Source organism: Streptomyces klenkii (assembly GCF_003626645.1).
Classification (GTDB): domain Bacteria; phylum Actinomycetota; class Actinomycetes; order Streptomycetales; family Streptomycetaceae; genus Streptomyces; species Streptomyces klenkii.
The window spans coordinates 220,179-233,140 of sequence record NZ_RBAM01000011.1 but is presented as its reverse complement, the minus strand read 5'-3'; the positions used below and the strand labels follow the sequence as shown (position 1 = coordinate 233,140).

Sequence of the window (12,962 nt, the reverse complement as noted above, 5' to 3'; positions counted from 1 at the left end):
TCCCCCGGGGCCATGGAGAGATCACCCGGAACGGTGGTGGGGATTCCCCCAGGAGGGTCGGTGGGGGTGGCCGTCGCGAGGGGGCCCCGGAACCTCGTATGGTCGTATCCGTGTTGGAGGAGATGCGGATCCGGTCCTTGGGCGTCATTGATGACGCGGTCGTCGAGCTGTCGCGCGGTTTCACCGCGGTGACCGGCGAGACCGGCGCGGGCAAGACCATGGTGGTGACCAGCCTCGGTCTGCTGCTCGGCGGGCGTGCCGACCCCGCGCTGGTGCGGATGGGGGCCCGGTCCGCGGTCGTCGAGGGGCGGCTCGCCGTCGACCCCGCCTCGCCCGTGGCGCTGCGGGCGGAGGAAGCGGGCGCCGAGCTGGACGACGGCACCCTGCTCATCAGCCGCACCCTCTCCGCCGAGGGGCGCTCCCGGGCGCATCTCGGCGGGCGCAGCGTGCCCGTCGGGCTCCTCGGCGAGCTCGCGGACGACCTCGTGGCCGTCCACGGCCAGACCGACCAGCAGGGGCTGCTGCGGCCCGCGCGGCAGCGGCAGGCCCTCGACCGCTACGCGGGCGACGCGGTGGCCGCGCCCCTCGCCAAGTACGCCGACGCCTACCGGCGGCTGCGCGCCGTCACCGCCGAGCTGGCCGAGCTGACGACGCGGGCCCGCGAGCGCGCCCAAGAAGCCGACCTGCTGCGGTTCGGGCTGGACGAGGTCGCCGCCGTCGAGCCGCTGCCCGGCGAGGACGCCGAGCTCGCCGCCGAGGCCGAGCGGCTCGGGCACGCCGAGTCCCTCGCCTCCGCCGCCACCGCCGCGCACGCCACGCTCGCGGGCAACCCCGAGGACCCCGAGGGCATCGACGCCGCCACGCTCGTCGCCGGCGCGCACCGGGCCGTGGAGGCCGTGCGGTCCCACGACCCGGCCCTCGCCGCCCTCGCCGACCGCATCGGCGAGATCGGCATCCTGCTGTCCGACGTCGCCGGGGAGCTCGCCGGATACGCCTCCGACCTCGACGCCGACCCGCTGCGGCTCGCCGCCGTCGAGGAGCGGCGCGCCGCGCTCACCCAGCTCACCCGCAAGTACGGGCCGGACATCGCCGAAGTGCTCGCGTGGGCCGAGCGGGGCGCCGCGCGGCTCGGCGAGCTCGACGGCGACGACGAGCGGATCGAGGAGCTCACCGCCGAACGGGACGCGCTCCGCGCCGAGCTGGGCGGGCTCGCCCAGGCCCTCAGCGACGCCCGGGCCGAGGCCGCCGGGCGGTTCGCCGAGGCGGTCACCGCGGAGCTCGCCGAGCTGGCCATGCCGCACGCCCGCGTCAGCTTCTCCATCCGGCAGACCGAGGTGGCGGAGGCGGAGGCGGAGAACGGCGTCGAGGTCGGTGGCCGTGCCGTCGCCTACGGGCCGCACGGCGCGGACGAGGTCGAGCTCCTCCTCGCCTCCCACCCCGGGGCGGTGCCCCGGCCCATCGCCAAGGGCGCGTCCGGCGGCGAGCTCTCGCGCGTCATGCTCGCCGTCGAGGTCGTCTTCGCGGGCTCCGCCCCCGTCCCGACGTACCTCTTCGACGAGGTCGACGCGGGCGTCGGCGGCAAGGCGGCCGTCGAGGTGGGCCGCCGCCTCGCGCGGCTCGCGCGGACGGCCCAGGTCGTGGTGGTCACGCACCTGCCGCAGGTGGCGGCCTTCGCCGACCGGCACCTGGTGGTGGAGAAGACCCACGAGGGGTCGGTGACGCGCAGCGGCGTCCAGGCCATGGAGGGCGAGGACCGCATCCGCGAGCTCTCCCGCATGCTGGCGGGCCAGGAGGACTCCGAACTGGCCCGCGCCCACGCGGAAGAACTCCTCGCCACGGCCCGGGGCGCCTCCGGCGGGGGTGCGTGAGCGCTCCGCGCGGGGTTCGCTCTGCACGTGCCGGTGCGGGTGTCTGAGCATTCCGCCGGACTCCCGCCGCAACGGTGACCGGCCACGACGGCGGTGACCGGCGGTGCCGTTCCGCGCCCGGCGCGGCCCGGTTCAGCACCGGCGTGGGCGGGCGCTCCGCACCGCGGGCCGGTTCGGCACCGCCGGGCCGCGGTGTCGTGGCTGATCGCCGTTGCGGCGGGGTGATTCGGCCGGGCCCTGGTGGGGCCGGGCCTGCCGGGCGTGGGGGCCGGTGAGCGCCTTCGGCGCTGAGCCGTAGGGTCGGGCCATGATCACGATGAGGGCGGTGGGGAAGGCGGCGTTCTGCGGGGCGGCTGTGGCGCGCGGGGTTTATGAAGGCGCGCGGCGCCGCAGAACGAGCGCGGCCGCATGGGAGCGCACCAATCACGCCGGCCGCACCGTCCACCTCCACGCCGGCCCCGCCGCGGCCGCCGGCACCGCGCTCGCCCTGGCAGCCGTCCCCGGGCCGGCGCCGCGTGCCCGGGCTGCCGGAGCCCTGGCCGTGCTCGCCGCCGCGGCGTGCGGGGCCTACGACGACTTCGCGGGAGCCGGGGACCCCCGGCGGGGGTTCCGGGCGCACCTCGGCGCCCTGCGGCAGGGCGATCTCACCAGCGGCGCCGTGAAGCTCATCGGCATCGGCGCGGCCGCCTGCGCCGCGGGAGCGGTCGTCAAGGAGCGGCCGCTCGACAAGGCACTGGCCGCGGTCGTGATCGCGGGGTCCGCGCACCTCGTCAACCTGCTGGACGTCAGGCCGGGACGGGCGGCCGGGGCGGTGCTGGTCCTGGCCGCGCCCGGGCTCGCCCGCCGCGCCTCCGCACCCGTCGCGGCCGCCCCGATGGCCGCCGCGGCCGCGCTGATCGCGGACGACGTCGCCGAGCGGACCATGCTCGGCGACACCGGCGCCCACGCCCTCGGCGCGGGTCTCGGGCTCGCCGTCGTGGCCGGCAACGGCCGTACCGGGCTCGCCCTGCACGCCGCCGCACTGGTGGCCGCGGCCCTCGCCATGGACGCGAGAAATCACCTATGTGAGTGAATCCGCGGATGCGCGGGCGAGGTAGGGCGCTCAACCCGCGAGACGGTGGTCCCGTGATGTCGGCGGGCGCTGGCATCCTGGGCGGCAGCACTGCGCCGTACGCCCACTGACGATGCCGATGCCGACACCGAATCAGGAGCCCTCCCCGCGTGAGCAGTACACCCGCACCCCAAGGGCGGCCGCCCCTGCACGTGGTGCAAGTGCTGGGCAGCGGGGGAGCCGGCAGCGGCGCGCACGTGCGGTCGCTGGCGGCCGGCCTGGTGGCGCGCGGCGTGCGCGTCACGGTGTGCGCCCCGCAGCCGACGGGCGCGGCGTACGGATTCACGGCCGCGGGCGCGGCCTTCGCCCCGCTGTGGTCCGGGGCGGACGCCCTGGCCGTGGCCGGCATCCGGGCGGCCGGCACCGGCGCCGACGTCGTGCACGCGCACGGCCTGCGCTCCGCCGTCCTCGCGGCCCTCGCGCTGCGCGGCCGCAGCACCCCCCTGGTGGTCACCTGGCACACCACGCGGCCCGCGGAAGGCGCCCGCGGCCGCTTCGTACGGCTGATGGAGCGGCGCGCGGCCCGTGCCGCGGCCGTCGTCCTCGGGGTGACGTCGGAGCTGGTCGACCGGGCCCGGTCGCGCGGCGCGCGGGACGCCCGGCTGGCCCCCGCGGCCGTGCCCGCCCCGCGCCCGCCCGCGGACGACGAGGATGAGCCGAAGGACAAGACCCGCGCCGAACTGGGCGCGGTGGCCCGCCCGTTGCTCGTCACCGCCGGCCGCCTGGAGCCCGGTCAGGGGCACGGCCCGCTGCTGGACGCGGCCCGCGCGTGGCGCGAGCTGGACCCCGAGCCGCTGCTGCTCGTCGCGGGCGAGGGGTCCGAACGCCCGGTGTTGCAGCGCCGCATCGAGGACGAGGGCCTCCCGGTCCGCCTGATCGGCCGCCGCGACGACGTGCCCGCGCTGCTCGCCACGGCCGACGTCGCGATCCTGCCGAGCCGCTGGGAGGCCCGCTCCCTGCTCGCCCAGGAGGCGCTGCACGCGGGCGTCCCGCTGGTCGCGACGGCGGTCGGCGGCGTCCCCGACCTCGTCGGCTCCGCGGCCGTCCTCGTCCCGTACGGGGATCCCGCCGCCCTCGCCGGCGCGGTGACGTGCCTGCTGGCCGACCCCGCCCGCCGCGCCGAGCTCACCGCGGCCGGGCGCGCCCAGGCGGCGACCTGGCCCACGGAGGACGACACGGTCGCGCACGTCCTCAGCGTCTACGACGAGCTGATTTCGAGCCGCTAGGGGCTCCTACGCCCAGTGCGCCGGCCGGCTCAGCCCCGCCGGCAGCTTCGTCCGCGCGTCGCCCCGCGCCGCGTTGAGCTGCGCCTGGGTGAGGAAGATGCTTCCGGTGAGGTCGGCGCCGCTCAGGTCCGCGTCGCGCAGATCGGCCCCGAGGAGGTCGGCCGTCCGCAGGTCCGCGCCGCCGAGGTCGGCGGCGATCAGGTACGCCCCGCGCAGCTGGGCGCCCCGGAGGTTCGCGCCGCGCAGCCGGGCCCCCATGAGGTCGGCCCCGCGCCGGTTCTTCTTCTTGCCCGGGACCTGCGCCCGGACGAGCTCGCTGGTGCGCTGGAGCAGCTCGCCGACCTCCTGCCGGCGCACCGCCACGTTCACCTCCAGGATGGCCTCGGGGCTCTCGTGGGTCAGGCGCTCGACGGCGTCGTGCACGCGGCGGACCTCGGCGTGCAGCTGCCGCGCGGCCGGGAGGGCGAGGGCCTCGGCCAGGTACCAGAGCAGCTCGTGCAGCTGCCGCATGACGGGGTAGACGGCGAACATCTGCCGGGCCGTCCCCGGGTCCTGCCGCCAGTCCCGCCCGCCGAAGGTGACCTGGGAGACCTTCTGTCCCGCGCCCTGGCAGTCGTAGACCGTGCAGCCCGAGTAGCCCTTCTTGCGCAGCCCGGTGTGGATGCCGCAGCGGAAGTCCTGCTGGAGATTGCCGCACGGCTTCCCGGCGTCCTTGCTCGCGGCGAAGTCCGCCGAGGCCACGAACGGCAGCGCGACGCAGCACAGCGCGAAGCAGCTGCCGCAGTCCGCCCGCAGGTCTTCTCGGTCCGTCGTGGCGACGCCGGCGGCCGCCGCCGCCCCGTTCTTCTCTATCCCGGTCACCATTCGAGTAGAGCCCGGTGCGTCTGCGCAGGTCAAATCCATTCCGTGTGCCGTCGGGCACGCAGCGCCAGGCCCAGTGACAGCACCGTCTCCGGGTCCTCCAGGTCCGTGCCGAGCAGCCGCCCGATCCGGGCCAGCCGGTCGTAGAGCGTCTGGCGGTTGAGGTGGAGCTCGCGCGCGGTCTCCGCCTTGCGGCCCGCGTGCGCGAGGTACGCGGCGAGCGTGGGCAGCAGCGCCGGCCGCGCCGCGGTGTCGTGCGCGATCAGCGGGCCCAGCACCCGGTCGACGAACGCCGCCAGGTCGCCCTGGGAGCGCAGCCGCCACAGCAGGACGTCGACGTCGAGCCGCCGCACGTCGTGCCAGGGCCGGTCCGGCAGCCCCTGGGCCGCCGTCGCCGCCTCGGCCGCGTGCCGCAGCTCCGCGCCCGCCGTCTCCCACGTCGCGGGCGCCCCGGCCACCACGACGGGCGCCGGGAACCCCGCCCGCTCCGTGCCCGCCCGCAGTGCCGCCGCCACCCGGTCGGCCACCGCCGCCCGCTCCGCCGCGTCCCGCAGCCCCACCAGCAGCGGAACCCGGCCCTCCGGCAGCCGGACGCCCAGCAGCACGGGCACCCCCGCCCCGGCCAGCTCCTCCTGCACCGCGCACGCCAGCGCCGCCCGGCCCTCCGCCGGCGCCAGATCCGTGGCCGGCCGCATCACCAGCGGCAGCAGCGGACCGGAGCCGGGCCGGAAGCCCAGCACCCGCGCCTGCGCGGGCGCCTCGGCCGCCGCCACCCGGCCCTCGGCCAGATCGGCCAGGAAGTCGCCGCGGCCGCGCGCCGCCAGCTCCTCCTCCTGCCGGGCCTGGAGCAGGACCACGGCCAGCAGCCCCGCCGTACGCTCCGCCGCGATCCGGTGCACGGGCGCCAGCGGCGCGTCCACCGGCAGGACGGCCAGCCGGGCCCGCACGGCACCCGGCCCCGGCCCGTTCCCCGGGACGTCCGTGACCACGGCCCCGGCCGGCCGGCCCGCCGACGACCGGATCCGCTCCCACACGTGCAGCGGATCCGTACCGCCCGCCGCGCCCTCCGGCCCCGCCGCGTACAGCAGCCGGCCGTCCGGCGTCTCCAGGAACACCGGATTGCCCGCGAAGCCCGCGAACAGCCGCAGCACCTCCGGCACCCCGCCGCCGCCCAGCAGCACCTCCGTGCAGCGCCGGTGCACCTCCTCCGCGCGTTGCAGCACCGCGTAGTGCTCGTTGACGAGCTCGGTGTGGATCTCCTCCGTCACCGCCACGAACGGCACCTCCCGGTGCAGCTGCACCAGCGGCAGCCCGCACGAGCGCGCCGTGTCCACCACCGCGGCCGGCAGCGTCGCGAACCGCGCGCCCAGCTCCACGACCAGCGCCGCGATGCCCCGCGCGGCGAGCCCGCGCACGAAGGCGCGCTGCTCGGCGGGGCGGCTGCCCAGCCCCAGGCCCGTCGTCAGCAGCAGCTCGCCGCCCTTCAGCAGCGCGGCGATGTTCGGGGCCTCGCCCGCGTGCACCCACCGGACGGCGCGGTCCAGCCGGTCGCCCGCGGCGAGCACTTCGGGCAGGCCCTTGCACAGCGCGGGCAGTTCGAGGGCCCGGGCCACGGTGATGCCCTGCGGGGCGTGCGCTTCCATGACCGGATTCTGCACGGGCCGGCCCCCTTCGCCACCGCCGCCCCTACCCTGTCCCGCATGACCGCAGCCCCCGACAGCCACGAGTCCATACCCTCCGGCATATCCCGGGACCAGGGCGCCGTCCTGCCCGACCGCGCCGCCGTCCAGCGCCGTACGGTCAACGTCCTCATGGCCGCCCAGGTCGTCATCGGCATCGGCATGGGCGCGGTGCTCTCCTCCGGCGGGCTGCTCATCGAGCACCTCACCGGCTCCGAGGCCGCCGCCGGCTTCGCCACCACCCTCGTCACCCTCGGCGCCGCGCTGCTGTCCGTCCCCCTCGCCGCCCTCTCCCGGGCCCGCGGCCGCCGCGCCGGCCTCGCCACCGGCTGGCTGATCGCCTCCGCGGGCGCGCTGACCGTGCTCGCCGGCGCCGCCCTCGGACGGGCCCCGCTCGCCCTCTTCGGCCTGCTCCTCCTCGGCGCCGGCACCGCCGCCAACCTCCAGTCGCGCTACGCCGCCACCGACCTCGCCGAGAAGGACGGCCGGGCCCGCGCGCTCTCCCTCGTCGTCTGGTCGGCGACGGTCGGCGCCGTCCTCGGCCCCAACCTCACCGGGCCCGGAGCCGCCGTCGCCCGCGCCCTCGGGCTGCCCGAGGCGTCGGGCACCTTCGTCTTCTCCTGCGCGGCGTTCCTCGCCGGCGCGGCCGTGATCCGCGCCCGGCTGCGCCCCGATCCGCTGCTGCTGGCGGCCCGCCTGGACGCGGCCGCGGCGCCCGCGCGGCAGGCCCGCTTCCTTACCCGAATGAGCGGCGCCCTGCGGCACGTGGCCGCGTCACCCTCCGCGCTGACGGGGCTGACCGCGCTCGTCCTCGGGCATGCCGTGATGGTGTCGGTGATGACGATGACGCCCGTGCACCTCGCCCACCACGGGGCCTCGCTCAGCGTCGTCGGCTTCACCATCAGCCTGCACATCGCAGGCATGTACGCGCTCTCGCCCCTGGTGGGGAAGGCCGCGGACCGGATGGGGCGGGTACCGGTGATCCTGGCCGGGCAGGTGGTCTTCGTGGTGGCGACGCTGCTCGCGGGCACGGCGGGCAGCCGGCAGTGGGCGATCGCGGCCGGGCTGTTCCTGCTGGGCGTCGCGTGGTCGTGCGCGACCGTCGCCGGTTCGACACTGCTGAGCGAGTCGGTGGACGCGGAGCACCGGTCCGAGGTCCAGGGCGCCTCGGACACGCTGATGAACCTGGTCGGCGCGGCCGGAGGCGCGCTCTCCGGCGCGTTCGTCGCCTTCTCCGGCTACGGGGGGCTCAACGCGGCCGCGGCCGTCCTGGTCGTGCCGGTCAGCGCGTGCGCGCTCTATTTCGCCTTGCGGCGCCGCTAGCCGGAGCCGGGCCCGGCTCCGGCGGGGCGAAGCCGCCGCCGCGGCGGCGGGAACCCCCGTCCGCTGCGGCGCAGCACAATGTGATCCCGCCGCGACGGCGAGCAACCCCCACAAACGCGGGCCCGGCGGAATGGTCACCCGCCGGAACCCGTACGTACCGCTATCCCCCGAACGCGCTGGACGCCGTGAGCCGCAGCGCCGTGTCGATCAGCGGCACGTGGCTGAAGGCCTGCGGGAAGTTCCCCACCTGGCGCTGGAGCCGCGGGTCCCACTCCTCCGCCAGCAGCCCCAGGTCGTTCCGCAGCCCCAGCAGCTTTTCGAACAGCTGCCGTGCCTCGTCGACCCGGCCGATCATCGCCAGGTCGTCCGCGAGCCAGAAGGAGCAGGCCAGGAACGCGCCCTCGTCGCCCGCCAGGCCGTCGACCCCGGCCTCCTCGCCCGCGGTGGGGTAGCGGAGCACGAAGCCGTCCGGCGTGGACAGCTCCCGCTGGATGGCCTCGATCGTGCCGATGACGCGCTTGTCGTCGGGCGGCAGGAAGCCCATCTGCGGGATGAGCAGCAGGGAGGCGTCCAGCTCCTTCGACCCGTAGGACTGGGTGAAGGTGTTGCGCTCCTTGTCGTAGCCCTTCTCGCACACGTCCCGGTGGATGTCGTCGCGCAGCTCGCGCCACCGCTCCAGGGGCCCGTCCACGTCGCCGGACTCGATGAGCTTGATGGTGCGGTCGACGGCGACCCAGGCCATCACCTTGGAGTGCACGAAGTGGCGGCGCGGGCCGCGCACCTCCCAGATGCCCTCGTCGGGCTCGTTCCAGTGGTCTTCCAGGTAGCCGATGAGGCGCAGCTGGAGCACCGACGCGTAGTCGTTGCGGGCCAGACCCGTCATGTGGGCCAGGTGCAGGGCCTCGGTGACCTCGCCGTAGACGTCGAGCTGGAGCTGGTCGGCGGCGCCGTTGCCGACCCGGACGGGCGAGGAGTTCTCGTAGCCGGGCAGCCACGGCAGCTCGGCCTCGCCCAGCTCGCGCTCGCCCGCGATGCCGTACATGATCTGGAGGTTCTCGGGGTCGCCGGCGACGGCCCGCAGCAGCCACTCGCGCCAGGCGCGGGCCTCTTCGCGGTAGCCGGTGCGCAGCAGGGAGGAGAGGGTGATCGCGGCGTCGCGCAGCCAGGTGTAGCGGTAGTCCCAGTTGCGGGAGCCGCCGATGTCCTCGGGCAGGGAGGTCGTCGGGGCGGCCACGATCCCGCCGGTGGGGGCGTACGTCAGGGCCTTGAGCGTGATCAGGGAGCGGATCACGGCGTCCCGGTAGGGCCCGTGGTACGTACAGTGCTCGACCCACTCCTGCCAGAACTCCTCCGTGGCCGTCAGCGAGCCCTCGGGGTCCGGCAGGGCGGGCGGCTCGCAGTGCGAGGGCTGCCAGCTGATGGTGAAGGCGACGCGCTCACCGGGGGAGACGGTGAAGTCGGAGTAGGTGGTGAGGTCCTTGCCGAAGGTGTCGGCGGAGGTGTCGAGCCACACCGAGTCCGGGCCGGCCACGGCCACCGAGCGGTCGCCGACCTTGTGCACCCAGGGCACGACCCGGCCGTAGGAGAAGCGCATCCGCAGCGCCGAGCGCATCGGCACCCGGCCGCTGACCCCTTCCACGATCCGGATCAGCTGGGGCGCGCCCTGGCGCGGCGGCATGAAGTCGATGACGCGCACGGTGCCCCGCGGGGTGTCCCACTCGGATTCGAGCACGAGGGAGTCCCCCCGGTACCGGCGGCGGTCGGCGGCCGGTGGTGCCGCCCCCGAGGGGTGCGCGGGACCGACCCGCCAGAAGCCGTGTTCCTCCGTGCCGAGCAGACCGGCGAACGCGGCATGGGAATCGAAACGGGGCAGGCACAGCCAGTCGGCCGTACCGTCCCGGCAGACAAGGGCGGCGGTCTGCATATCGCCGATGAGTGCGTAATCCTCGATACGCCCGGCCACGGTCATCTCCAGTCGAACGGCGCCACATGACCCCGTGGGGGTCCCTCTTGCGGTCAAGCGATCTTTAGACGAGCTCTGTTCCGGAAGGTGCGTCTCCCTGCGGGTAACCGGTCCCCCCGGCGGTGGCCGGGGGAGGTGGCTGGGGAGGGCGGGATGATGCCGTGCCGGCCGGCTCGCTGCATGTGTCCGAGCAGGATACGACGCGGAGTTGGTGCGACGCGCGACGGTTGGAGGACGAATCTGAGCCGAATGGGTGGCCTGTGACGAAGCCGCCGCGCAGGGTCGCGCAAGGGGGCCCGACGCGTCGGCGGAAGCGGCCGGGCCGGGGCGCTGATACCCTGGTACCCCGTGGACCGGTGGGCGCAAGACCCCCCAACCGCAGCGACGGCACCCCCGAAAACCCCGGGTCGGCGCCGGTACGCACCCTCCACTCGCGACCACGGGAGCCCCCCTTTGGCCATTGCCGCAAAGCCCACGACGACCAAGCACCTCTTCGTCACGGGGGGTGTCGCCTCCTCGCTCGGCAAGGGACTGACGGCCTCCAGCCTGGGCGCGCTGCTCAAGGCGCGGGGACTGCGGGTCACGATGCAGAAGCTCGACCCCTACCTCAACGTAGACCCGGGCACGATGAACCCGTTCCAGCACGGTGAGGTGTTCGTCACCAACGACGGCGCCGAGACCGACCTGGACATCGGCCACTACGAGCGCTTCCTGGACGTCGACCTCGACGGCTCGGCGAACGTCACCACCGGCCAGGTCTACTCCTCCGTGATCGCCAAGGAGCGGCGCGGCGAGTACCTGGGCGACACCGTGCAGGTCATCCCGCACATCACCAACGAGATCAAGCACCGCATCCGCCGCATGGCGACCGACGACGTCGACGTCGTCATCACCGAGGTCGGCGGCACGGTCGGCGACATCGAGTCGCTGCCGTTCCTGGAGACCGTCCGCCAGGTCCGCCACGAGGTCGGCCGCGACAACGTCTTCGTCGTGCACATCTCGCTGCTGCCCTACATCGGCCCCTCGGGCGAGCTGAAGACCAAGCCCACCCAGCACTCGGTCGCCGCCCTGCGCAACATCGGCATCCAGCCCGACGCGATCGTGCTGCGCGCCGACCGCGAGGTCCCCACCGCCATCAAGCGCAAGATCTCCCTGATGTGCGACGTCGACGAGGCCGCGGTCGTCGCCGCGATCGACGCCCCGTCGATCTACGACATCCCGAAGGTCCTGCACACCGAGGGCCTGGACGCCTACGTCGTCCGCAAGCTCGACCTGCCGTTCCGCGACGTGAACTGGACCCAGTGGGAGGACCTGCTGGACCGCGTCCACAACCCCTCGCACGAGGTCACGGTCGCCCTGGTCGGCAAGTACATCGACCTGCCCGACGCCTACCTGTCGGTCACCGAGGCCATCCGCGCGGGCGGCTTCGCCAACCGCGCCAAGGTCAAGGTCAAGTGGGTCGCCTCCGACGACTGCAAGACCCCGGCCGGCGCCGCCGCCGCGCTCGGTGACGTCGACGCCATCTGCGTCCCCGGCGGCTTCGGCGACCGCGGCGTGAACGGCAAGGTCGGCGCGATCACCTACGCCCGCGAGAACAAGGTGCCCCTGCTGGGCCTGTGCCTGGGTCTCCAGTGCGTGGTCATCGAGGCCGCCCGCAACCTGGCCGGCATCGAGGGCGCCAACTCCACCGAGTTCGACCCGGCCACGGCCAACCCGGTCATCTCCACCATGGCCGAGCAGCTCGACATCGTCGCCGGCGAGGGCGACATGGGCGGCACCATGCGGCTCGGCATGTACCCGGCCAAGCTCGCCGAGGGCTCCATCGTCCGCGAGGTCTACGGCAACGAGCAGTACGTGGAGGAGCGCCACCGTCACCGCTACGAGGTGAACAACTCCTACCGCGCCGAGCTGGAGAAGGCCGGCCTGCTCTTCTCGGGCACCTCCCCGGACAACAAGCTCGTGGAGTACGTGGAGTACCCGCGCGAGGTGCACCCCTACCTGGTGGCCACCCAGGCCCACCCGGAGCTGCGCTCCCGCCCGACCCGCCCGCACCCGCTCTTCGCGGGCCTGGTGAAGGCGGCCGTCGAGCGTCAGCAGGGCTGACCTATACGGTTGACCGGGGTGAAGGTTTCCGCACGGAGACCTTCACCCCGGTTTCCGCATTTCTGGAGGACGCACATGGGCATCAAGGACACCGCCGCCGAGTGGCGGGTCATCGCGAGCGAGACCCCGTTCACCGGCAACAAGACCAGCGTCCGCACGGACGAGGTGGTGATGCCCGACGGAACGGTCGTCAAGCGCGACTACCAGGTGCACCCGGGCTCCGTCGCGGTCCTCGCCCTGGACGACGAGGGCCGCGTGCTGGTCCTCAGCCAGTACCGCCACCCCGTCCGGCAGCGGCTGTGGGAGATCCCCGCGGGCCTGCTCGACGTGCCCGGCGAGAACCCGCTGCACGCCGCGCAGCGCGAGCTGTACGAGGAGGCCCACGTCAAGGCCGAGGACTGGCGGGTGCTGACCGACGTCTACACCACGCCCGGCGGCTGCGACGAGGCCGTGCGGATCTTCCTGGCCCGGGACATCTCCGACGTCGAGGGCGAGCGCTTCGAGGTGGAGCACGAGGAGCTCGACATGGAGCTCGGCCGGGTGCCGCTGGCGGAGCTGGTGCGGGGCGTCCTCGCGGGCGAGCTGCACAACAACTGCCTGGTCGTCGGCGCCCTCTCGCTCGCCGCGGCGCTGGCCGGCGACGGCCTCGACGCCCTGCGCCCGGCGGACGCGGAATGGCCCGCGAGGCCCTTCGAGGCATAACGCGGTCCGACCATCATCAGAACCGAATAGGTGATCTTCTGCGGGGCCGGTGGGGATTCACCGGGTCGTGCCGGGGCGTGAACTAGGCTCATCGCGTGCCCGACCGCGGCCGCGGCGGGCTCGTGC

9 protein-coding genes are annotated in these 12,962 nt (G+C 74.9%); 6 read left to right on the top strand and 3 right to left on the bottom strand.

Annotated features, from left to right (window positions below):
• The first annotated feature begins 98 nt into the window (after window positions 1–98).
• The 3 genes from recN (at window position 99) to D7231_RS25745 (ending at window position 4,205) form a co-directional block, all read left to right on the top strand.
• Entirely contained in the window at window positions 99–1,868 is a 1,770-nt protein-coding gene (gene recN, locus D7231_RS25755) for a DNA repair protein RecN (protein WP_120757906.1), read from the top strand.
• Window positions 1,869–2,175: 307 nt separating this feature from the next.
• A complete protein-coding gene (locus D7231_RS25750; RefSeq protein ID WP_120757905.1) occupies window positions 2,176–2,940 on the top strand; it encodes a hypothetical protein in 765 nt (254 codons plus the stop codon).
• Window positions 2,941–3,089: 149 nt separating this feature from the next.
• The gene (locus D7231_RS25745) at window positions 3,090–4,205 is read left to right on the top strand and encodes a glycosyltransferase family 4 protein (RefSeq protein ID WP_120757904.1); all 1,116 of its coding nucleotides are present in this window, start codon (window positions 3,090–3,092) and stop codon (window positions 4,203–4,205) included.
• A gap of 6 nt (window positions 4,206–4,211) precedes the next feature.
• Here the strand turns inward: D7231_RS25745 and D7231_RS25740 are convergent, their stop codons facing one another.
• Together D7231_RS25740 and D7231_RS25735 are read right to left on the bottom strand one after the other, a co-directional pair.
• Window positions 4,212–5,069, bottom strand: coding sequence for a pentapeptide repeat-containing protein (locus D7231_RS25740; RefSeq protein WP_120757903.1), 858 nt, complete (start codon window positions 5,067–5,069; stop codon window positions 4,212–4,214).
• Window positions 5,070–5,098: 29 nt separating this feature from the next.
• Entirely contained in the window at window positions 5,099–6,709 is a 1,611-nt protein-coding gene (locus tag D7231_RS25735) for a PucR family transcriptional regulator (RefSeq protein ID WP_120757902.1), read from the bottom strand.
• Between the two features lie 57 nt (window positions 6,710–6,766).
• Here D7231_RS25735 and D7231_RS25730 point away from each other — a divergent pair, with 57 nt between their 5' ends.
• Entirely contained in the window at window positions 6,767–8,068 is a 1,302-nt protein-coding gene (locus tag D7231_RS25730) for an MFS transporter (protein ID WP_120757901.1), read from the top strand.
• Between the two features lie 160 nt (window positions 8,069–8,228).
• Here D7231_RS25730 and D7231_RS25725 read toward each other — a convergent pair whose 3' ends face one another.
• On the bottom strand, window positions 8,229–10,031 hold the full coding sequence (locus D7231_RS25725; protein WP_194962193.1) for a glycoside hydrolase family 15 protein: 1,803 nt from the start codon (window positions 10,029–10,031) through the stop codon (window positions 8,229–8,231).
• A gap of 453 nt (window positions 10,032–10,484) precedes the next feature.
• Between D7231_RS25725 and D7231_RS25720 the strand changes: the two genes are divergently transcribed.
• Both D7231_RS25720 and D7231_RS25715 read left to right on the top strand, forming a co-directional pair.
• The gene (locus D7231_RS25720; protein WP_228775350.1) at window positions 10,485–12,134 is read left to right on the top strand and encodes a CTP synthase; all 1,650 of its coding nucleotides are present in this window, start codon (window positions 10,485–10,487) and stop codon (window positions 12,132–12,134) included.
• 75 nt (window positions 12,135–12,209) lie between these two features.
• Window positions 12,210–12,836 carry an NUDIX domain-containing protein gene (locus D7231_RS25715; protein WP_120757899.1) on the top strand — a complete coding sequence of 209 codons (627 nt, stop codon included), beginning with the start codon at window positions 12,210–12,212 and terminating at the stop codon, window positions 12,834–12,836.
• The last annotated feature ends 126 nt before the right edge of the window (window positions 12,837–12,962 follow it).

What these genes read in the sequence shown, in the direction of transcription:
- recN (WP_120757906.1), top strand. Translation starts at nt 99, where the DNA reads ATGGTCGTATCCGTGTTGGAGGAGATGCGGATCCGGTCCTTGGGCGTC.
- D7231_RS25750 (WP_120757905.1), top strand. Translation starts at nt 2,176, where the DNA reads ATGATCACGATGAGGGCGGTGGGGAAGGCGGCGTTCTGCGGGGCGGCT.
- D7231_RS25740 (WP_120757903.1), bottom strand. Translation starts at nt 5,069, where the DNA reads ATGGTGACCGGGATAGAGAAGAACGGGGCGGCGGCGGCCGCCGGCGTC.
- D7231_RS25735 (WP_120757902.1), bottom strand. Translation starts at nt 6,709, where the DNA reads ATGGAAGCGCACGCCCCGCAGGGCATCACCGTGGCCCGGGCCCTCGAA.
- D7231_RS25730 (WP_120757901.1), top strand. Translation starts at nt 6,767, where the DNA reads ATGACCGCAGCCCCCGACAGCCACGAGTCCATACCCTCCGGCATATCC.
- D7231_RS25715 (WP_120757899.1), top strand. Translation starts at nt 12,210, where the DNA reads ATGGGCATCAAGGACACCGCCGCCGAGTGGCGGGTCATCGCGAGCGAG.